Here is a 21,882-nt window from a genome sequence, read left to right as displayed (position 1 = left end):
ACCGTGACCGTCCGATGTCACTGCTGCGCACCGTCTCGTTGTCCGTGTCGTTCGGCGGCCTCCGGGCGCTCGACGACGTCGATCTCACCGTCGACGCCGGCGGCATCACCGGGCTGATCGGTCCCAACGGCGCGGGCAAGACCACGTTCATCGATGCCATCACGGGAATGGTGCCCACCGAGGGACAGGTCGAGCTCGACGGCCGCGACATCAGTGGGCTCAGCGCCAACGAGCGAGCCCGCCTCGGCCTGGTTCGGACCTTCCAGACCCTCGAACTCTTCGAGGACCTCACGGTCGAGGACAATCTCGCCGCCGCCGCCCACCGGGCCCCGTGGTGGCAATTCGTCCTCGATGCGCTCGTGCCCCGCCGCACCACCCCACCGGAACCCGCCGTGGAAGCCGCCCTCGAGCTTCTGGGCGTCGCCGACGACCGCCATCGTCTGCCCGCCGATCTGAGCCATGGACGGCGCCGACTCGTCGGGGTCGCCCGCGCGCTCGCCGCCGACCCCAAGGTGCTCCTTCTCGACGAGCCGGCCGCCGGCCTCGACTCCGCCGAGAGCCTGGCCCTGGGCGACCGGCTGCGGGCCATCGCCGCCACCGGGGTCACGGTGATCCTCATCGATCACGACATGGGCCTCGTGCTCGACGTCTGCGACCACATCCACGTCCTCGACTTCGGCATGGTGATCGCGTCCGGCACCCCGGACGAGATCCGCGCCGACCCGGCCGTCGTGAGCGCCTACCTCGGCCGCGCGGCACAGACATGACGGTCCTGCGACTCACCGGTCTCGACGCCGGCTACGACGGGGTGGCCGTGGTCCGCGGCCTCGATCTGACGGTGGAGGGCGGCGAGGTCGTGGCCCTGCTCGGACCCAACGGCGCGGGCAAGACCACCACCCTTCGCACGATCTCCGGACTCCTACCGATCATCGGTGGCGAGATCGACGTGCTCGGTGGGCCGACCGACAGTCGTCACCCGTACCGTGTCGCTCGGCGAGGGGTGGCCCATGTCGCCGAGGACCGATCCCTTTTTCCGGGGCTCACGGTGAAGGAGAACCTGCGCCTCGCGCCCGGCCTGAAACGACGTGATCGCCGAGCCGCCTACGACCGTGCGGTCGACGTCTTCCCCGCCCTTGCCCCCCTGCTCGACCGCAAGGCCGGTCTCCTGTCGGGTGGCGAACAGCAGATGCTGGCGGTCGCCCGCGCGATTGTGACCGAACCCGACCTGCTGCTCGTCGACGAGATGAGTCTCGGGTTGGCGCCGGTCATCGTCGAGGAGATGCTGCCCGTCGTCCGCCGGGTCGCCGACGAGCTGGGAGCCGCCGTGGTCGTCGTCGAACAACACATCCATCTGGCGCTCGAACTCGCCGACCGTGCCGTCGTGATGGTCAACGGCCAGGTGGTACTCGACGGCGACGCGGCCGAGCTCCGAGCCGACCCCAGTCGCATCGAAGCCGGCTACCTCGGCTGACGGGGACGAGCCTCAGATCACGCGATCGACATCGGCCCAATAGGGCTCGCGAAGCTCACGTTTGAGGATCTTGCCCGTGCCGGTACGAGGCATCTCGGCGATGAAGTCGATCGACCGGGGACGCTTGTAGCCGGCCAGGAGGATGCCACACGAGGCCATCAGGTCGGCCTCGACGCCCGCGGTGTCGACGACGTTCTCGGCGACCTGCACGACTGCCTTCACCTCTTCGCCGAACTCGTCGTTGGGCACCCCGATGACGGCGACGTCCACGACGGCCTCGTGGTCGGCCAGGACCGCCTCGATCTCGGCGGGGTAGATGTTGACCCCACCGGAGATGATCATGTCGATCTTGCGATCGGAGAGCCACAGGTAGCCGTCGCCGTCGAGATGGCCGATGTCGCCGGTCGTGAAGACACCCGGCTCGAGGTGTGCCGCCGCGGTCTTGTCGGGGTCGTTGTGGTACTCGAAGTCCGCACCCATCGCGCTCTTGAAGTAGAGGGTGCCGGTTTCGTCGGCACCGAGATGGTTGCCGTCGTCGTCCACGACGAACACCTCCATCGTCGGCAGCGGCCGACCGACGCTGCCCCCACGAAGAAGCCAGTCCTCGGCCCGGATGGTCGAGATGAACGCGCCTTCGGTCGAGCCGTAGTACTCGTGCACGAGCGGCCCCACCCACTCGATCATCGCCTTCTTCCACGGGGGTGGGCAGGGCGCGGCGCCGTGCCAGAGCGCAGTGAGCGATGAGCCGTCGAAGCTCGAGCGGACCGTCTCGGGAAGGTCGAGCATCCGCTTGAACTGGGTGGGCACGAGGTGGGTGTTGGTGACGCCGTGGGCATCGACGAGCCGAAGGGTCTCGGCCGCATCGAACTTGTGCCGCATCACCACGGTCGAGCCGTTGACGAGGGGCATGAAGCTGAACGCCCACTGGGCCGAGTGGTAGGCCGGGCCCGCCAGGAGCGTGGTGCCATCGGCCGGCACGAACTCATTCATGCTGGCGCTGATCAGCGAGAAGATCTCGCTCGGAATGCCCTGCCCACCGGAGAGCATGCCGCGCACGCCCTTGGGCCGACCGGTGGTGCCCGAGGTGTAGAACATCGGCCCGCCGAGGAGCTGCTCGGTGAGCGGTGTGTCGCTGCCGTCGGCCACCAGCGTCTCGTAGGCGTCGAGGCCGGTGCGGTCCGCGTCCGTGCCGGCAACGACCGAGAACTCGATCCCCGCGGCACGAGGATCGGCGAGTGCCGTCGTCGCGACGTCGGCGAACCGCTCGCCCACGACGAGCGCCCGGGCACCCGAGTCCTCGATCACGTAGGCCAGCTCGTCGGCCACCCAGTGCCAGTTCACGGGGACGACGGTGAACCCGGTGTGGGCCGCGGCGAGAAGTACCTCGTAGAGCTCACGACGATTGCCCATCATGACGGCGATCGTGTCGCCCGAGCCGATGCCTCGAGCGGCGAAGCCGTTGGACAACCGGATCACCCGGTCGCACAGCTCGGCCCAGGTGGTGGTGCCGTCCTCGTCGATGAGCGCCGGACGGTCGGGGTGAGCGGCCGCGTGGGACTCGAGAAGGATGGCCATCAGCCGCGAGCCATCCAGTTGCCGTGGGCGCCGTAGGGCACCCGTCGGGGGGTGAACACCCGGGCGACCGGGTCACCGCCGAAGTCCTGCGCATCGATGATGCGCAGCTCACTGCGATCGGCCTCGGGGTCGTAGGTGTACAACATGATCCAGCCGTCGTCCTCGGCGCCGCCGTCGGTACGAGGAACGAACAGAGGCTCACCGCCCGTGACCGCGCCCATGTCGTGTACCTCGGGCACACCGGTGCGGAGGTCGTACTTGTAGACCTCCGTTCCCATGCTCGGATTGTCGGGCGTCGTGCCCAGCTGCATCGTGTAGCCGAAGGTGGCCTCGAGTCCGAGCCGTCGGTCGTCGACCCGGGCGAAGTCGGACTTGCGGTCGTCGAGTTGCTCCTGTGCAACCTCGCCGGTGACAGTGTCGATCGTCCAGCGCCAAAGGCTCGCCTTGGCTGAAATATCGTCGAAGCCACCGGCCATGGCCCGCTCGGAACGACAGACGGTGAGCACGATGCGGGGTCCCTCCTCGTGGGCGTTGACCGGATGGAAGACGTAGCCCGGCTCGATCTCGAACCAGCGCACGTCGGCATCGGTGCCGGTGCGGGGCATCACGCCGAGGCGGGCTCCGTGCTCGGGCCGCCACCCGAACGGCGCGTCGCCGTTCACGGCCGCATCGAGGTCGAAGCACACGGGGAGGTCCATCCAGATGACATGGTTCCGGGTGATGTTGAAGTCGTGCATCATCACCCCGCGGGGGAGGGCGATCGGTTCGGACTGCACGAGTGCACCGCCGGCATCGAAGCGGTGGTAGCGCAGGAACTCGGGGCCGACGACGTCGTAGCCGAACGCCAGCATCTCACCGGTGACCGGGCAGATCTTCGGGTGAGCCGTGAACGCTCCCGGGATCTGCCCGCCGAACGTCTGATGTCCGATCGTGTCGAGGTCGGCATCGAGTTCGTAGGCGCCGTGCGCCTCCTCGAGCGCGAGGTAGCGGCCGGCATGACGGACGATGTTGGTGTTGGCCGGCGAGTCCTGGGGCTTCATCGACAACGCGCCCGTGCCGGCCTCGAGCACGGGCGTGCGCACATAGCGATTCCGGTACGACGCCTTCCCTTCCCGGAGGTCGACGGCATGGATCATGCCGTCGCCGAAGAACCAGTGATCGCTCCACCCGGAGACCGGGTTGAACCCGTTGCGCATGTAGACGCCGTCGAGCGCCTCCGGGATGACGCCCTCGACCTCGAGATCGGCCTGATCGAGTTCGTCCTCGATGGGCCCGAAGTTCCCGCGGAGATGCCACGGCAACTCACGGGCCTCGCCCTCGGCGGTCTGCGGATCGGTCGTCGTCATTCGTCCCCCTCGGTTCGACCCGAACCTATCGCGGGTGGTTAACACTGTTAAGTCGATCAGCGCTATTGTCCGGCGACGAACCAGGAGGGGGACCCGGTGAAGCGACAGAGGCTATTGATCGTCATTGCGGTGTGCGCACTGATCGGCGCCGCGTGCAGCGAGCCCGAGACCGATGCAGGCAACGACACCACGACCACCGGTGAGGGGTCGACCACGTCGGCCGACATCGGGTCGGATGGGTCCGACGACGGTCCACCAGACGACACCGCACCGGGCGAGGACACACCGGACGACACGACACCGGCGGGCGACGGCAGCTCCATCGTCGAACGCCTTGCCGGCGAGGAATGGTTCCTCGGCACGATCCCGGCGCTGCCCGTCGCGGCCGACGACGCACTCGAACCGATCCGCATCGGGATGATCAACCAGGAGAACACCCCGGCCGGCTCCTACCCGGAACTGCGCTTCGCCGCGGGCGCCGCCGTGACGTTCATCAACACCGAGCTGGGCGGGGTCGACGGTCGTCCCCTCGAACTCGTCCCCTGCATCACCGACTTCAGTGTCGAGAGCTCCCAGGCCTGCGCGCAGGAGCTCGTCCTCGAGGAGGTCGTCGCCCTCGTCGGCGGCATCGACGTCCTCGCCCAGGGCGCACTCCCGGTGCTCGAACAGAACGGCCTTCCGATGGTCGGCGGCATTCCCGCCGGACTCGCCGAACAGCGCAGCCCCTCGTCCTTCTCGTTCTCCGGCGGCACCGCCGGCGGCATGGCCGCCTTCATGGCCCACGCCGCCGAACAGGGCCACGAGAAGGCGTTCATCGCCTACGGCGAGTTCGAGGCGTTCCAGATCGCGGCCGAAGACTACGGCGCCCGGGTCGGCGAGGATCTCGGTCTCGAGGTCAGGCTCCATGCCTTCCCGCTGTTCGGCGCGGACTACACGAGCGTGCTGAACGACGCGAAGTCCTTCGGCGCCGACGCCGTGGTCATCAACGCGGCCGATGCGGCATGCGTTCCCGTGATGGAGGGCTTCCGTGACTTCGGCTTCGAGGGAACGCTCTACCTCTTCGGCGCCTGCGCGGCCGACGAGATCATCGCCGCAGCGGGCGGCGTCACCGACGGCGTGGTCTTCAACGGCGAAGGACCTCCGGACCGCGGCGACCCCGAGGGCACGGTGTTCAATCTCGCGTCGACCGAATACAACGAGGGCAACGCCCAGGCCGCCGGCACGGTGGCCTTCCGCGGAATGATGAACCTCTACGCCGTGCTCGTCGAGCTCGGCGGTGACCAGATCAGCAGCGAGGGCATCATCGAGATCCTCGAGAGCTCCGTCGACCGCGAGAGCTTCTGGGGTCACCCGTACACGTGCGACGGCGACCAGGTGCCCGGCCTGCCGTCGCTGTGCGCACCGCAGCAGGCGCTGTTCACGTTCGACGCCGACAACAACATCACGTTCGTCACCGACTGGATCGACACCGTGGCGTTGTTCGAGAGCGCCTTCGCCGAATAGCCGACGCGAGCGCAACCCGTGACCACCCTCTTCTCGAACCTCCTGCTCGGGCTCGGCGTCGGCGGGGTGATCGCGGCCCTCGCGATCGGCGTGGTGGTCACCCATCGCGCCAGCAATGTCGTCAACTTCGCGCACGCCGCGATCGGCACCTATCTGGCGCTCGTGTACTACGAGTTCCGGGCCACCGGCGACATCGTCCAACCCCTGCTCCTCCCCTTCGTACCCGCTCGCTTCCACCTGCTCGACCGACCGGTCGTGGTCAGCGCACTGATCGTCACCCTGGTGATCGCCGCGCTCGTGGGCCTCGCCACCTACTGGCTGCTGTTCCGGCCACTGCGGCTGTCACCGCCGTTGGCCCGGGTTGTCGCGTCGCTCGGTCTGATGACCTATCTCATCGGCGTCATGCAGGTGCGCTTCCCCACCAACGGGGCGGTGAGCAATGTGCTCGAGGGACCGTTGCCCAACGATCTCGTCACGTTCGGCAACGTCAGCATCAACGCCGACCGCTATCTCCTCGCCGGCGGCGTCGTCGCCGCCGCCATCGCCATCAGCCTGATGGGGAAGTTCACGAACTTCGGGCTGGCCACCCGTGCCAATGCCGAGAACGAGACCGGTGCGGTCCTGCTCGGGATCCATGCCGACCGCATCAGCGCGTTGAACTGGATGCTCGCCTCGGTGCTGGCCGGCGCGGCGATGATCCTTGCCGCCCCGATCCTCAACAACCTCGACCCGCCGACCACGAGTCTGCTCGTGGTGCCCGCCCTGGGTGCCGCCCTGCTCGGCCGTTTCAGTTCGATCGGCATTGCCGCGGCGGCCGGCATCGGCATCGGCATGCTCATGTCGGAGATCCAGGCCGCACAATCCGAATGGGATGCGCTCAAGGGCATCGGCCTCCAGCAGGGGCTGCCGTTCATCATCGTGCTCATCGCCCTCACGCTGCGCAGCGATCGCACGGTCGGGCGGGGCGACCTCCCGTCGAGTCGACTCCCACCGGCCCCGTCGCCACGACTCACGATGCCCGTCACGCTCGCCTTCGTCATCGCGGGCGTCGTCGGCCTCTTCACCCTCGAGAGCGACTGGCGCAACGCCATCATCCTGACGTCGATCGCCAGCATCATGGCGCTCTCCGTCGTGCTGTTGACCGGGTTCGTCGGCCAGATCTCGCTGGCCACGTTCGCCCTGGCCGGCACGGCCGGATTCACGATGGTGAAGGTCGGTTCGCTGTGGGGACTCGGGTTCCCGTGGGCCCCGCTGCTCGGCACCCTCGCCGCCGTCGCGCTCGGCACCCTCGCCGGACTTCCCGCCATCCGCATCCGTGGGCTCACGCTGGCGATCGCCTCACTGGCGGCGGCCATCGCCATCGAGGAACTGCTGTTCAAGTGGAACTGGCTCAGCGGCGGCCTCGGGGGCGCCCAGGTCGACCCGCCCCGACTTCCCGGCATCGATCTCCAGATCTCGGCCCCCGGCGCCCTCTTTCCTCGCAAGGAGTTCGGGTTCCTCGCCCTCGGGCTCCTGCTCTTCGCCATGTACGTCGTGGTCAACCTCCGACGCAGTCCCACCGGCCGGCAGTGGTTGGCCGTGCGGGCCAACGAGCGAGCGGCCGAGGCCATCGGGATCTCCGCCCCGCAGGTGAAGCTCTCCGCCAACGCCGTCGCCGCGTTCCTCGCCGGTATCGGCGGCACCCTCACCGCCTACCAGAGCGGATTCGTCTCGGCCTCGAGCTTCGCGTCGTTGAAGTCACTCGTGCTCGTCGCCATGACCTACCTGTCGGGCATCGCCGCGCCCGCCGCAGCCCTGGTCGCCGGCGCGCTCACCGAGAAGGGACTGCTCACCGTCGGCATGGATCGGCTCGACGACGACGCATCCCAGTACCAGTTCGCGGTCAGCGGTCTCTTCCTGATGATCGCCGCAATCCGATTCCCGTCGGGCATCGTGGGTGCATCGTCTCGTGTCGCGAGACGGGCGAGGACCCGATCATGAACCCGACCAACACCAGCAGTCCCCGCCCGGCCCTCAACGCAACGGGCATCGTCGAGGAAGCCATCGCGTTGATCCGCGAGCTCGGCGTCGACGCACTCTCGATGCGGGCGCTCGCCATGCGCCTCGGCGTCACGGCACCAGCGCTCTACGCGCACTTCACGAATCGGGACGCGCTGCTCCGAGCGTGCGCCCAGGTCGGCTACGACGAGCTCGACACCCGATTCCACAAGGGCGAGCCGGCCTCGGCGATGGACATGATCTGGGTTTCGAGCCGGAGCTATGTCACGTACGCGATCGAGGAACCCGAGCTCTTCTCGCTGATGTTCCTCTATCGCCCCGACGCGATCGAGATCGCGGTCGACGCCGACATCGAACACGGCGGGGCCACGACGGTCTTCGACTCGATGCTCGCCAACCTCGCCACTGCGATCGACGACGGCCACCTCCGACCGGCCGACCCTCTTCGCTACGGCCTCGCGCTCTGGGCCGCCGTCCACGGCGTCGCCACCGTCGCCGGTCTCGCCCCCGGAATCGACACCGACGCACTGATCGAAGACGTCGTCGGCGGCCTGCTCGCCGGCTGGCGGGCCTGACGCACCGGACCCGGCGGAGGGCGGCGGCGGTGGAGCGCACCTCCTCCCCCATGGGTGCGCACCACCGCCCCGCGTTCCCGAGCACCCCGGAGGGGTCTCGGTGACCGTGTGTCACGCCGGCGGCAGCATTCATTCGGACGTGACGGACGCCATATGTTGCGCTACTTCTCAGATCGGGTCAAGGCCTCCGACATCTTCCGGACATCTTTCCGGAGATCAGGACAGGGCAGCACGCAGGAACGACAACTGCAGCAGCAGCAGGTTCTCGGCCACCTCCTCCTGCGGTGTCATGTGGGTGACACCCGACAGCGGCAGGACGGTGTGGGGTTGTCCTGCCTCGAGCAGGGCCCGGGACAACCGCAGCGTGTGCGCGGCCACGACATTGTCGTCGGCCAACCCGTGGATCAGCATCAGCGGCGGCAGCGCGCCGGGTGCCACCCGGGCCACGTCGGGCGTGAGATCGCTGCGCACGTAGTTCTCGGGTTCGACATCGGGGTGACCGAGGTAGCGCTCGGTGTAGTGCGTGTCGTAGAGCCGCCAGTCGGTGACGGGGGCGCCGGCGACGGCGGCATGGAAGACATCGGGTCGACGGAGCACCGCGAGCGCGGCGAGGTAGCCGCCGAACGACCAGCCCCGGATCGCCACCCGGTCGAGGTCGAGACGGGGCTCCAGGACGGCCGCGGCGTGGAGGGCGTCGATCTGGTCCTCCAACACCGGCGCGGCCAGGTCGCCGCGCACCTCGCGCTCGAAGGCCGGCCCACGGCCGGGGGTGCCTCGGCCGTCGGTGACGAGCACGGCGAAACCCTGGTCGGCGAACCACTGGGACGCGTGGAACAGCGAGCGGGCCTGCTGCACCCGTTGGGCATGCGGACCCCCGTACGGATCGAGCAGCACTGGCAGGCGGGCATCGTCGGCCGCGTCGGCCGGGAGTAACAGGGCGCTCTCCAGCCGCCGTTCGCCGAGCTGGACGAGGCGGACGCGCAGGGTGACCTCCGGGGTCTCCGAGAGGTCGTGCAGCCGACCGACCACCGCACCGCCGGCCACCACGGTCGCCGTCGCCCGGTCGAACGCCATGCTGCGACTCACCCGCACCGAGGTCGTTCCACCGGCGACCATCGAGTGCACACCGTCCCGTTCGGTCTGCCACTCGACCTCTCCCGTCCACGACACCAGAGCGATGTCGACCGAGGTGGGCTCGCGCGACGCGGCGACGAGCACACCCTCGTCGGTCGCCTCGATGACCCGACGCACCTGCATCTCGTCGTCGGTGACCGCAGCACCGTCGACACAGAGGCGACGAGCCGCACCCCGGTCCTCGACCGTGATCAGTCGACCATCGTGGCGGGTCGGTGTACCGGGAATCAGCTCGGTCCACTGCGGGTCGTCGAACCGATACTGCTCCTCGATCGTGGCCGTCGCCGGGTCGACGAACAGCACTGCGGTGACCCGCTGGCTGCGATCCTGCACCGTCAGCCAGATGCCGTCGTCGTCCCAGAACGCGTCGGCCAGGTACTCCCAGCCGCCGCTCGCCCAATCGATGTCGAGTCGGCCGTCACCCTCGACATCCACGATGGCCAGACCGACACGAGCGTTCGCCGTACCGGCCGCCGGGTAGCGCACCGGCGTGGGTACCAGCGCAGGGGTGACCGGCGCGGCGATCCACCATTGCCCCACCGGCGCGACGTCGACCCGCTCGACCAGCACGCGACGGCTGTCGGGGCTCCACCAGAAACCGCGGGTGCGCCCCATCTCCTCGCCGGCCACGAACTCGGCCGAGCCCCAGCTCACGGTGTCGCCGCGCTCGCCGATCACCGATCGGTCGGTGCCGCGGACCACGGCGCGGAGTTCCGGGCCACTGACATAGGCAACGGTTGCCCCATCGGGCGACAGCCGGGGGTCGAACACCCCTTCCGCTGCGGGCAGCAGCGCCACCTCGCCCGTGGGCACGTCCACCCGCGCGAGTTGGCCACCGATCGCGAAGACGGCGACGTCGAGTGGGTCGGTGGCATCGAAGGCCACGATGCCGCCGCCTGATTCGCGGGCCCGTTCGCGTCGGGCCCGTTCCTCCGGTGGCAGGTCGCCATCATCGGCGCCGAGGGCGGTGGCGTCGACCACGAGCCGCTCCGACCCCGAGGCGACGTCGAACTCCCACAGGGAATTCACCGGGTCGACGGGTCCGGCCGAACGCAGGAACAACACCCGGCGACCGTCGTCGGCCACGCGGATGTTGCGCGGCGCGCCCAGGGTGAACCGCCGGGTGACGGCCTGGCGACGCGGGAAGGAAGACGACGAACTCATGGGCGTATGGTGGCCCGTCCGAGCCGATGAGGGAAGGAGACCGCCGATGACACCCGTGACCGGACCGATTCGCTGGGGCATCGCGGGCACCGGCGGCATCGCCGCGAGCTTCGTCAGCGACTTCGCCCGACTGGACACCGGCAATTCCGAGATCGGCGCCGTCGGCTCACGGTCGAGGGCATCGGCGGACGCGTTCGCGGCGACGCACGGGATTCCCCGGGCCCACGGCACCTATGAGGAGCTCGCCGCCGACCCCGAGATCGACATCGTCTACGTCGCCGGGATCCATCCCGTCCATGCCGAACAGGCGGTGATGTTCCTCGACGCCGGCAAGCACGTGCTCGTCGAGAAACCGCTGGCGCTCGACGCCGGCGAGGTCGACACCATGATCGCGGCCGCCGAGCGGAACGACCGCTTCCTGATGGAAGCGATGTGGATGCGCTTCAACCCGGCCCATGTGGAGATGGTTCGGAGGATCGAGGCCGGGGCCATCGGCGAGGTACGGCGGGTCATCGCCGACTTCTCGTTCGCCCTGCCGTTCGATGCCGATCACCGACTGTGGGACCGCCGCAAGGGCGGCGGCGCACTGCTCGACCTCGGAATCTATCCGCTCACGCTCGCGTGGTGGCTGCTCGGCCCGCCCACCTCCGTCGATGCAACCGGCCACGTGGCCGACACCGGCGTCGACGACGAAGTCGCCATGTTGTGCGGCTGGGAGGGCGGCGCCACGGCGCTGCTCACCGCAGGCCTGCGGCTCGACGGCACGCTGGCGGCACGCATCGAGGGCACGAAAGGCACGATCGAGCTCCCGCTCCCCGCCCACTGCACCGACCGGATGACGCTGCGCTACGCCGGCGAGAGCGAGGAGATCACGGCCGAGCCGGCGGGTCTGCATCACCAGGTCGTCGAGGTGCATCGATGCCTGCGAGCCGGCGAGCGGGAGAGCCCCCGGATGCCATGGGCGACGAGTCGCGCGGTCATCGAACGCTTCGATGCCATCCGCGCCACGCTCGGCGTGCGCTACGGCGCCGATTGATCGTCGGGCAGGACGGTCTGGACGAGCTCGACGACCCCGTCGCTCACGAGCATGCCGCGGCCGGGCACGGGCATCGGTGCGAGACGGGCCGGGAACTGCTGGCCGAGTAGGTCCCCGTCGATCGGGTCGGGGCGAAGCAGCAGACCCGCCCGCGAGCTCTTGATGTCGGCCGCCCAGTGCCCGTAGGCGGATCGGAAACGGTCGGCCCGCCCCGTCACCACGAGATGCACCCCGGCAGGGGGTGTCGTGGCCAGACGGCCGAGGATCCCGGTCGGGTCGTCGAGATCGACCGCATCGTCGACCAGGACGAGCGCGGGACCCTCGATGGCGGCCAGCCGAGCCTCGATGTCGGTGGGCGAGGCGGCGTCGAGACCGCTGCGGTCGGCCAGCGCCCGGCCGACGACGATGCACGCCGCGCCGGCCGCCCGGGCCAGGGTGGCCAACGCCGTGGTCCGCCCCGACCGCGGCGGTCCGAGCACCACCGCGTGCTCGCCGCGGTGCAGGACCAGATCGGCGAGTGCGAGGTCGCGATCGCGAACTGCGAACCGCAGTCGGGCAGTGGACCCGTCGAGCACCACGAGCGGGGTGGCCTCGGACCATCGGATCTCGGGGCGAAGTTCGCCGACCTCGTGCGGTGGCAGTCGCGGCAACGGGTCGTTGCGTCGGCCGTCGGCGGCCCGCGCGACGGTGGCGCCGTCTCGGACGACCTGGATCACCGCCCCATCGGTGGCCCGCACCGCCCGCCCCGGCGGGAACCGGTCGGCCGACGACTTGACCCCGAACCGCAGCGCATCCGACTGGTCGGTCCCCCGCTGGATGAGCACGGTGCCCGCAGTGGCGGTGAGGGCCGGCGGAAGGTCGGCGGCGCGTCGCAGCGAGACCGCCACGGTGATGCCGACGGCCGGTCCGTCGGCCCAGATCCGGTGGAAACGATCGTGGATGGCCGGCTCTCGAACCGGGTCGTGGGACCGGGCGAGACCGCCGAGGTCGTCGACCACGAGGAGGATCCGCGGATCATCGATCCCGATACCGGCGCCACGCCGGCGACCCACCTCGTCGTCGAGCCAGCGCACGAGGCGATGCCGGCGCACACCGTCGGAGGGACCGACCACCGTGCCCGTGCTGGGCAGGTCGGCCAGGGCCGTCAGCGCGCCCGAATCGAGATCGAGCACGTGGACGTGGGGCGCGTCGGTTCCCTGCCCCCGGGTGACGGCCAGGGCCGCCGTCGCCAAGGTGGTCGTGGTGCCGGCGCCGGGACCACCGATGACCACGAGGTGTCCGTCGTCGAGTGTCCAGCCCTCGTCGCGTCGACATTGCTCGTCGGGGCAGTCCACGAGAAACCACTGGCCCGGCGCGGCCGCGCGCCGGTCGTCGCGGCGGAGGTCGTCGGGCAGCGGTGCCGGCCACGGCGAGCGGGTGCGACGCCCGCCGCGGGCTTCGTGGGCGCCCACGATCGTCCCGACGAGACGCCGCAGGTCGGTCGGCGTACCGTCGTCGACGACGCGATCGGGGCCGGTGTGCACGACGACGCCCGCCCGTTGGTCGGCATGGCCGGTGACGAACGCCGCCTGGAACGGGACGAGGTCGCCGGGCCCGAACCGGACGACGGCCCGCCCGGGGCGATCACGGGGGATGGCAGAGGCGTCGGGCGAACCGATCACGTCGATGGAGTCGCCGCGGTCCGTGACCCGCAACGCGACCCGGCATCCGGTGTTCGCCCGGATGTCGTCGGTGACGACGCCGGCCGGACGTTGGGTGGCCAGCACCAAGTGGACGCCGAGACTTCTTCCCCGCTGGGCCACGCCGACGAGCGAGGACAGAAAGTCGGGAAGGTCGGCGGCCAAGGATGCGAACTCGTCGACGATCACCAGCAGCCGTGGCAGGGGCTCAGCCGCCGCATCGCCCGCCGTCGCGGCCCGAAAGGAGGCCATGTCGTCGGCCCCTACCGCTCGCAGCCGCCGCTCGCGATGACGCAGCTCGGCCTCGAGGCAGCGCAGGGCGCGCGCCGCGAGTTCGGCGTCGAGGTCGGTGACCAGTCCGGCGACGTGTGGGAGTTCGGCACAGCAGTCGAACGCCGCGCCGCCCTTGTAGTCGACGAGCACCATCGCGACATGGTCAGGATCGGCCGTGGCCGCGACGCCGGCCACGATCGAACGCAACAACTCCGACTTGCCCGACCCCGTGGTCCCGCCCACGAGGACGTGGGGGCCATCGGCCACGAAGTCGAGTTCGACCACACCCTCACCGTCGGACCCGATCGGCGTGTGCAGATGGGCGGTGCCGTCGGCCTGCCGCCAGCGTCGTTCGATCTCACCGATGTCGTCGCCCGAGATGCCGAGCAGTCGCAGCAGTGGCGCCGCAGCCGGCACACCGGCGCCGGCGATCGGGAGCTCGGGATCGTCGAGCCGGGCCAGGCGCCGGGCGCCGTGTTCGGCCACTGCGGCGGACACGCCCCAGCCGAGGACCGGTCGGCCGCGCTCGGCCCGCCGCGGATCGGTGAGGGTGAGCCGACCGAGGGCATCGGCCCGCACCACCAGGTCGCATCGGGCCGGAAGGCGGTGTTCGTCGGACACCAGCACCACGGCGGCCGTCGACGGCCGCGCCAACGCCGATCGGCCGACGGTGCCGCGACCCTGGAACGGATCGTCGCCGTCGAGCAGGACGAGGCAGGCCCGGTCGTCGCCACCCGTCATCAACCCGACGGCGGCCGACACCTCGAGGGTCTGCAACAACGCCACGCCCCGACGTCCGGTCGCGTGGTCGGCCGTGTGGGGTAGCCATGTGGCCCACCGCCAGTCGATCGTGTGGTCGGCCGCAACCAGTACCGAGAGATCGGCGGGACCGTGATGGGTCGCCATCTGGAGCAACAGCGATCGAGCCACGGCCATGGTGGCCGACCGATCGCCGACCAGCCCGACGACCCGTCCGGGTGACAGGTCGACGGCGACCGGCACATCGGGCATCGGTGGCGCAGCGGCCACCATGGCCACCGCTTCCGGGGCCGCCACGTCGCCGTCGGACGGATGCAGCGGCACCGAGAACGGCTCGTCGGCCACACCGATCGCAACCGAGAACGCGTCGAGATGATCGGGGCGCCGCTCCCACAGCCGTACCGAGGGCTGCTCGGCTCGGCGCACCACCTCGGCGGGGTCGGGATGCAGCGCCCGTCGTCGGAGGATCTCGTGATCCCGAGCGATGCCGATCTGCCCGTCGAGCGCGCCCATGGCGGCCTCGACGTCGGCCACCGCTCGACGGTGGGCGCGGCGAGAACGGCGCCGTCGCTCCCACCAGGTGCCGATCGTGAGCACCGGGCCCAACGCGGCGAACACCGCCATGAACGGCGAGAACAACACGGCGACGACGGCGCCCGCCACGATCGGAAGGACGATGCCGGCGATCGACAGCGGCTCACCGGCCGGTGGGGCGGGGGCCGATGCGGGCACCCCGAGCGGTGTGGCCTCGGCCATCGGGACCACCCGAGGCGGACGGTTGAACGGAATCGTGCCGCCACGAGCACCGAGACCATGGACCACCGCCGCCGGGCGATCATCGCAGTGCGCACGCACGGCCAGGCGGCTGGTGCCCGCCCGGACCACTGCACCGGGCGCGAGTTCGACGGAGCCGAGAAGCGGATGGCCCTCGACGGCGGTGCCGTTGCGCGAACCCAGGTCGCGGAGCCGTCCCTCGCGAAGGAGGAGGTGAGGACCCGACATCGCCGCGTCGTCGACACACAGGTCGCAGCCGTCGTCCCGACCGATCGTGAGACTACCGTCGGCGCCGACCGCGACTCCGGCCCGGATGCCGCCGATGACGACGACGGTCCGGGCCGGAGGGGTGGTGGTGGCAGGCTCGGCCGTCGTGTCGACGACCGAGCCCTCGCAGATGGTCACCGCCGACAGGGGGACGTCGGAGGTGACCGGAGCACCGTCGATGACGGGCTCGAAGGGTGAACGTGTCGATGCGGACCCTGTCGATGCGGACCCTGTCTCGGGGGTGAGCGCCGTGACGAGATCGCCGACGGTGCGGGTCGGGTCGTCGATGTCGATCTCGACGACCCGGTCACCGCCCGCCGCTCGGTGCACGATGCGCATCGCTCCCCCGACCGACCGGGTGACCGTCAGACGGTGTCGAGGGCGGTGACGCCGGCCTGGAGTTCACGGCCGATGAAGGCCGAGTGTTCGCCCAGGGTGTCGACCAGGTTCACCAGGTTGGGCCGGAACTCGGTGTCCCACAGTTGGCGGAACCGATCGGCCCGACTGCCCTGCCAGGTGGTGCCATCGACACCGCCCTGGATCGCCCGGATCACGTCCTGCACCGCCTGGCTCTGCTGACCGAATGTCGCGGCCAGTTGCTCCATCTGTGACTTGCTCATGACCAGCATGTCGCCTGCCATCGTCGCCTCCTCTGTTCGCGCACTTCACGATTTGTGAGTGCATCTCATAGGTTCTCACCCTGCCAGTGGGCGCAACCAAAAGCAAGGGATCCTTGCAAACAACGAAGGCGCGGCCTGCGCCGCTACTGGGCCGCGGCGCGCTTGACCGCGGCCAGCGGGTCGGCCCGGAAGGCCTCGACCGACGCCTGATGGCCGGCCAGCGCCTGGAATTCCTGGCCGGCGCGCATGGCGGCGCGCCCACCCTGCACGTCGAACTGGCGATGCACCATCCGCTTGAGGATCTGCGACAGGTCGGTGGCCACGCCGGCGATTCGCTCGGCCACGGCGAGCACCTCGGCATCGAGACGGTCGGCGGGGTAGGCCCGGTTCGCCCACCCCATGCGGGCCGCCTCGACACCGTCGATGGCGTCGCCGGTCAACATGGTCTCCATCGCGTGGCGCATGCCCATCAGCGGCTCGTGGTACTGCCAGTCGGGCGGCGACGCCACCCGCACCACGGGATAGGAGATCTTCGCGTCGTCGGCGACGTAGACGAGGTCGCAGGCCGATGCGAGCTCGGTGGCGCCCGCCATGGCGTAGCCGTGGACCTGGGCGATCACCGGCTTGGCCAGGTCCCAGATCGAGAACCATCCGTCGGTGGCCTGACGGGCCCACTGGCCGTCGCCGGGCGCCGACGGATACGGCGGATCTTCCATCAGCGCGCTGCCGAGGTCGTAGCCGGAGGAGAAGCAGACTCCGGCGCCCCGGACGATCGACACGCGCACGTCGTCGTCGTGGTCGTGGGCGTGGAGCACGTCGAACAGCTGGGTGCGCAACGGCGTCGAGATCGCGTTGCGCTTCTCGGGCCGGTTCAGGGTGACGTAGCGGACGAACGGCGCCGCCTCCTCCACCGTGATCAGTTCACTCGGGTCACTGCTCATTCGGCTGCTCCTTCGTCTCGGGTTCCGGCCATCTCGGCCGCGACCGCCAGCCCCTCGTCGGAGTCGGTGCGCACGGTCAAACCGTTCACCCCCGGCGGGATCACCTCGTGCCAGCGGGACCGGACGCGGTCGACCGGACCGAAGAGGGCGCCGGCATCGATGTACTCGTCGGGCACCGCCGCGATCGCCTCGTCCTTGCGGCCCGCCAGCCACAGCTCCTGGATGCGCTCGGCCGCCTCAGGAAACCCGCGGCGGGCCATGGCGTCCTTGTGGAAGTTCTTCGACTCGCTGCCCATGCCGCCCACGTACATGCCGGTGAGCGGCTTCTTGGCGTCGATCGCCGCCTGCACGTCGTCGGTGATCTCGATCGTGATCCCGCCCATGATGTCGAAGTCCTCGGGTCGACCACCGCGGCGGGCCCATCCCTTCTCGAGATTCGGCCCGTGGATGTCCCAGCCATCGGCGCCGTAGCCCATGGGCAGCCAGCCGTCGCAGATCTCCGCGGCCAGCGCGGTGTTGAGCGGCGCGCCCGCCGCGATCCAGATCTCGATGTCGCCGGCCGGATGCAGGATCGATTTGAGCGGTTTGCCCTGCCCGATCGACCCGGGACCGGTGAACGGCAGCGAGATCTCGGCGCCGTCGTGGGTGACGGGCTCCTCCCGGGCGATCACCTTGCGCATGATGGCCACATAGTCACGAAGCCGGTTGACCGGCGAACCCCAGGGCTGGCCGTACCATCCCTCGACGATCTGCGGACCCGACACGCCGAGACCGATGATCACCCGCCCCCCGCCGGCGAGCGCGTCGATGGTCATCGCCTGCATGGCCGTGGCCGCCGGGGTGCGGGCCGCGATCTGCACGATGCCGGTGGCCAGCTTGATGCGGCTGGTGTGGGCTGCGAGATACGCCAGCGGCGTCATGGCGTCGCAGCCGTAGGCCTCGGCCGTCCACACCGAGTGGTAGCCCAGCGACTCGACGAGCTTCACCCGTTCGACCGGCACCTCGAGAGTGGCGGCGCGATAGAGGTCGAGTCCGAATCCGAGCTTCATGGTCGGACCCTATTCCGGCGGACGGGCCCGGACGATATCCACCCTCGGCGGGTCGGCCGGTAGCGTCGCCCACGATGACTGAGCCCCCCGCTCCCCGCCGCTCGGCGCCCCCCGCTCCCCGCCGCTCGGCGAGAGAACTGTTCGACCGTCGAGACGAAACCCCCCGCACGGCCGAACGCGCCTACGGCGAGGGGATCTACCGGCGGCGCATCCTGGTGCGCCTCGACGGCGATCGTTGCTGGGGCGAACTCGAGGACGACTTCCATCACTTCCGGGTCGAACTCCACCACGACGAGAACGAGGTCGTCGACGTGATCGGCGCGGGTGTGCGATCGCCGTGGACGGCATGTCTCGATGCCGGCCGGCCACTGCAGGCCATGGTCGGCACGCCCCTGACCACCGGGCCGCTGGCCCTGTCTGCTCTCGACGCTCGCCAGAACTGCACACACATGTTCGACCTCGCCGGGCTCGTCGTCACCCACGCGGCGCGCGGGGTCGACGGCGACCGGCTCTACGACATGGCCGTCGACGACCAGCGAGGTGAGGCCCGTGAGCGCCACGCCCGTCTCTGGCGCGACGGCACGGCGGTGCTCGAGTGGCATCTCCACGAGCGAACGGTCATCGGGCCGGCCGAGTGGGTCGACGCACCGCTGTGGCAGGGCTTCATCCCGTGGGCCGGACGCGAACTCGACGACGACCTCGGCGAAGCGGCCGTGGCCCTCCGCCGGGCCTGCGACATCAGCGCCGGCCGCCAGCAGGACCTCGACGACGTCGCCAACGCGGCCGAGCTGCTCCACGTCATGAGCGGCATCTGCCATGCGTTCCAACCCGCCGTCGCGCCGGTGGCCCTGCGCCGCAAGGGCTCGGGGCGCGACTTCACCGACCACGAAGACCTTCTCCTCGCCGATTTCGACCAACGGCAGTGACAGAGAGCCCGCTGCTGGACAACCGCCTCCTCGGCGAGGGCCGCCGACCGGTCGTGGTGGCGGTCATGTCGCTGATCGCGATCGCGTCGTACAACAACCTCTCGGCCACCGCCGCCCTGCCCGACATCGGCGACGACCTCGGCGACATCGGGCTGCTCCCCTTCGTCATCACGCTCGAGCTGCTCACCTCGGCCGTCGCCGTGCTCGCCGCAGGCGCGGTCGTCGACAGCCTCGGCGCCCGCCGGGTCTATCGCGTCGCGACCGTCGGCTTCGTGGTCATGTCGCTCACCGTCGCCGCCGCCCCGACCATGCCCCTGCTGCTGGCGGCGAGAGCCGTGCAGGGCATCTTCGCCGGTGCCCTCATGACCGTCGGCGTGGCCAGCATCGGCCTCGCGATCCCTGCCCGGCTGCGACCGAAGGCCTTCGCGTTCACGTCCTCGGTGTGGGGCGTGATGGGCGTCGCCGGCCCCGCGATCGCTGCGATCTTCGTGGCCACGGTGGGTTGGCGGGCGATCTTCGTCGTCAACGTGCCGGTGACGGTGATCGCCGCCGCGCTGGGATGGCATCGCATCCCCGACCGCCAGGACGGCGCGCCGGCCCACCGCGTCGACCGGGTCGGGCTCGCCCTCGTGGCCGCCATCACCACGGCGGCCCTCGCGCTGGCGACCTATTCGCCGGTGGTCATCGCCATTGCGCTGGCCACGCTCGCGCTCGCCGTCCCGCTCTACGTCCGCTGGGCGCACCGCACGCCCGACCCGGTCGTTCGTCTCCCCCATCTGCTCGAACCCCGCTACCGCACGGTCCACGTGACTTCGATGGCGGTGTTGGCCGGGGGCGTCGGCGCGAACTCGTTCCTCCCGCTCTATCTGCGCACGACCCGAGGCCAGAGCACCGGGGTGGCCGCCTTCGGCGTGATGTTCCTCACCGTCGGTTGGACGGCCAGCGCCTATGTCGCGAGCTGGCTGCAGGAACGATGGCGTGGCGAATGGGTGAGCCTGCTGGGATCGGCCATCGCCACCACCGCCGTCGTGTTCACGGCCGCGTGCGTCCACCTCGACGCACCCGTTCCGGTGGTCTACGCAGCGTTCTTCTCGCTGGGGGCCGGCGTCGGCATGGTCACCTCGACCGGCGCCGCGCTGCTCCAGTCGCGGACGCGCCCGGCCGAGATGGGTCGCGTCACCGGCGCCCACCAGTTCCTGCGCACGATCGCCCTCACGCTCGGCATCGCCGCCGTGGGTGCGATCACCCTCGCCGTCGTCGACGCCCGCACCGGCGACATCGAATCGGTGCGAGACCTGCTCTCGGGCGACGACGTCGCCGTGCCCGTCGACCTCCTGGATTCGATCAGTGACGGTTACGCGATCGCGATCGCCGCGCTGGCCGTTGTGGTGGCCGCCTCGATCCCGAGCGCGCTGCGCCTCGTGCGCACCCGGGACCAGGCACTAGCATCCGCCCCGTGAAAGCCCTCCGCTTCAGCCGCAAGGAAGCCCGCTATGCCGCGGCGATGGTGGCATCCCGCTTTCGTCCGGGTTCGGGTGCCGCAGTCGGCCCACTCGACCTGATCGACGACGACCCGCCGGAGATCCCGGCCGCCGGCTGGCAGCGGGTCTACCCGCGACTCACCGGCATCTGCGGCAGCGACCTGTCGACCATCGACGGGCACAGCTCCCGCTACTTCGAGGACTTCGTCTCGTTCCCGTTCGTGCCCGGTCACGAGATCGTGGGTGACATGGCCGACGGTCGCCGTGTGGTCATCGAACCCGTGCTCGGCCACGCCGCCCGCGGCTTCGAACTGCCCTTCCCCGGCGCCGCACCCGGCGACGGCAACGACTACCGCCACCTCACCTGCGGTCATCTCGAACCCGGCATCCAGATCGGCTTCTGCGAGAGCACCGGCGGTGGTTGGGCCACCGAGTTCATCGCCCACGACAGCCAACTCCACGACGTGCCCGAATGGATGAGCGACGAGCTCGCCGTCACCATCGAACCCGTCGCCGGCGGCGTCCACGCGGCCCTGCGAGCCGGCGTGACCGACGGCGACACCGTCGCGGTGATCGGAGCCGGTCCGATGGGCCTGGTCACGGTCGCCGCCCTGCGCCACCTGACCGATCCGGGTTCGATCGTCGTGGGTGCGAAGTATCCGGCGCAGCGCGAGCTGGCCGCCGAGTTCGGCGCCGACGTGATCACGGCGCCGGGTGAGCTCACCCGCGCCGTGCGGCGGGCCACCGGCTCGTTCATGATCGGCGAGCGTCTCTCGGGCGGGGCCGATGTCGTCATCGACGCCGTCGGGTCCGAGGCGTCGATCACCCAGGCGATCGGGCTCTGTCGACCCCGTGGCCGCGTCGTGCTGTTGGGAATGCCCGGTCACGTCGCCATCGACCTCACCCCGCTCTGGCATCGCGAGACCGAGCTCGTCGGCGCGTACACGTACGGCACCGAGACCACCAGGGACGGCCGTACCGCGTCCAGTTTCGCGCTGGCGCTCGAACTCGCCGGCAAGGTGGCCTTCGACAGGATGATCTCGGCCACGTATCCCCTCGATCGCTACGTCGATGCGATCGATCACGCCGCGAATGCCGGGGGACGCGGGGCCGTCAAGATCGCCTTCGACCTCCGTGACGAAAAACGACGCGGTCTTCCCGGCGGCTAGTTGTGATGACCCGGGACGTTGTCCCTGGCGGTTTGGGGTGGGTGGTCCCCCGGTGAGGTGAGCCCTCCGAGTGAGGCTGTGGGTCTTCGACAACTCACTACGTCACTCCGGAGGGCTCGTGATTCACGCTAGGACGCAACAC

Annotated in this window: 16 protein-coding genes; 9 read left to right on the top strand and 7 right to left on the bottom strand. The window is 70.1% G+C overall.

The genetic code is table 11. From position 1 onward, the window contains the following. The first annotated feature begins 14 nt into the window (after positions 1–14). Together RIB98_08555 and RIB98_08550 are read left to right on the top strand one after the other, a co-directional pair. Complete coding sequence (locus RIB98_08555) at positions 15–767, top strand: ABC transporter ATP-binding protein (GenBank protein ID MEQ8841018.1); 753 nt, start codon at positions 15–17, stop codon at positions 765–767. After that, entirely contained in the window at positions 764–1,471 is a 708-nt protein-coding gene (locus RIB98_08550) for an ABC transporter ATP-binding protein (GenBank protein MEQ8841017.1), read from the top strand. The genes RIB98_08555 and RIB98_08550 overlap by 4 nt, the downstream gene beginning before the upstream one ends. A gap of 12 nt (positions 1,472–1,483) precedes the next feature. Here the strand turns inward: RIB98_08550 and RIB98_08545 are convergent, their stop codons facing one another. Together RIB98_08545 and RIB98_08540 are read right to left on the bottom strand one after the other, a co-directional pair. Then, on the bottom strand, positions 1,484–3,046 hold the full coding sequence (locus RIB98_08545; protein MEQ8841016.1) for an AMP-binding protein: 1,563 nt from the start codon (positions 3,044–3,046) through the stop codon (positions 1,484–1,486). Continuing rightward, positions 3,046–4,392, bottom strand: coding sequence for a carotenoid oxygenase family protein (locus RIB98_08540; protein ID MEQ8841015.1), 1,347 nt, complete (start codon positions 4,390–4,392; stop codon positions 3,046–3,048). Before RIB98_08540 ends, RIB98_08545 begins: the two co-directional genes overlap by 1 nt. A gap of 96 nt (positions 4,393–4,488) precedes the next feature. Here RIB98_08540 and RIB98_08535 point away from each other — a divergent pair, with 96 nt between their 5' ends. From RIB98_08535 to RIB98_08525, 3 genes are read left to right on the top strand one after another with little or no spacing between them, the layout of a single operon-like run. Beyond that, positions 4,489–5,895, top strand: coding sequence for an ABC transporter substrate-binding protein (locus RIB98_08535; GenBank protein MEQ8841014.1), 1,407 nt, complete (start codon positions 4,489–4,491; stop codon positions 5,893–5,895). 18 nt (positions 5,896–5,913) lie between these two features. Beyond that, positions 5,914–7,875 carry an ABC transporter permease gene (locus RIB98_08530; protein MEQ8841013.1) on the top strand — a complete coding sequence of 654 codons (1,962 nt, stop codon included), beginning with the start codon at positions 5,914–5,916 and terminating at the stop codon, positions 7,873–7,875. Then, positions 7,872–8,468: a TetR/AcrR family transcriptional regulator gene (locus tag RIB98_08525; GenBank protein MEQ8841012.1), complete on the top strand. Its 597-nt coding sequence runs from the start codon at positions 7,872–7,874 to the stop codon at positions 8,466–8,468. The genes RIB98_08530 and RIB98_08525 overlap by 4 nt, the downstream gene beginning before the upstream one ends. A 216-nt stretch (positions 8,469–8,684) precedes the next feature. Here the strand turns inward: RIB98_08525 and RIB98_08520 are convergent, their stop codons facing one another. Continuing rightward, on the bottom strand, positions 8,685–10,766 hold the full coding sequence (locus RIB98_08520; protein ID MEQ8841011.1) for a prolyl oligopeptidase family serine peptidase: 2,082 nt from the start codon (positions 10,764–10,766) through the stop codon (positions 8,685–8,687). A 46-nt stretch (positions 10,767–10,812) separates the two neighbouring features. Between RIB98_08520 and RIB98_08515 the strand changes: the two genes are divergently transcribed. After that, on the top strand, positions 10,813–11,802 hold the full coding sequence (locus RIB98_08515; protein MEQ8841010.1) for a Gfo/Idh/MocA family oxidoreductase: 990 nt from the start codon (positions 10,813–10,815) through the stop codon (positions 11,800–11,802). Here the strand turns inward: RIB98_08515 and RIB98_08510 are convergent. The 4 genes from RIB98_08510 to RIB98_08495 form a co-directional block, all read right to left on the bottom strand. Then, on the bottom strand, positions 11,787–15,893 hold the full coding sequence (locus tag RIB98_08510) for an FtsK/SpoIIIE domain-containing protein (protein MEQ8841009.1): 4,107 nt from the start codon (positions 15,891–15,893) through the stop codon (positions 11,787–11,789). The genes RIB98_08515 and RIB98_08510 overlap by 16 nt on opposite strands. Positions 15,894–15,919: 26 nt before the next feature. Beyond that, complete coding sequence (locus tag RIB98_08505) at positions 15,920–16,195, bottom strand: WXG100 family type VII secretion target (GenBank protein ID MEQ8841008.1); 276 nt, start codon at positions 16,193–16,195, stop codon at positions 15,920–15,922. Positions 16,196–16,317: 122 nt separating this feature from the next. Next, a complete protein-coding gene (locus RIB98_08500) occupies positions 16,318–17,115 on the bottom strand; it encodes an enoyl-CoA hydratase-related protein (protein ID MEQ8841007.1) in 798 nt (265 codons plus the stop codon). After that, on the bottom strand, positions 17,112–18,164 hold the full coding sequence (locus RIB98_08495; GenBank protein MEQ8841006.1) for an LLM class F420-dependent oxidoreductase: 1,053 nt from the start codon (positions 18,162–18,164) through the stop codon (positions 17,112–17,114). The genes RIB98_08500 and RIB98_08495 overlap by 4 nt, the downstream gene beginning before the upstream one ends. Before the next feature lie 74 nt (positions 18,165–18,238). On the opposite strand from RIB98_08495, the gene RIB98_08490 reads away from it, so the two are divergent. From RIB98_08490 to RIB98_08480, 3 genes are read left to right on the top strand one after another with little or no spacing between them, the layout of a single operon-like run. Next, complete coding sequence (locus RIB98_08490) at positions 18,239–19,090, top strand: hypothetical protein (GenBank protein MEQ8841005.1); 852 nt, start codon at positions 18,239–18,241, stop codon at positions 19,088–19,090. Next, complete coding sequence (locus tag RIB98_08485; GenBank protein MEQ8841004.1) at positions 19,087–20,550, top strand: MFS transporter; 1,464 nt, start codon at positions 19,087–19,089, stop codon at positions 20,548–20,550. The genes RIB98_08490 and RIB98_08485 overlap by 4 nt, the downstream gene beginning before the upstream one ends. Continuing rightward, positions 20,547–21,740 (top strand): zinc-binding dehydrogenase, encoded by a 1,194-nt coding sequence (locus RIB98_08480; GenBank protein ID MEQ8841003.1) that lies wholly within the window; start codon positions 20,547–20,549, stop codon positions 21,738–21,740. The genes RIB98_08485 and RIB98_08480 overlap by 4 nt, the downstream gene beginning before the upstream one ends. Positions 21,741–21,882 lie beyond the last annotated feature (142 nt).

The sequence above is a fragment of the Acidimicrobiales bacterium genome, assembly GCA_040219515.1.
In the GTDB taxonomy this organism is placed as follows: Bacteria; Actinomycetota; Acidimicrobiia; order Acidimicrobiales; family Aldehydirespiratoraceae; genus JAJRXC01.
The sequence above is the reverse complement of the archived record's forward strand: the minus strand, read 5'-3'. Positions and strand labels throughout refer to the sequence as shown.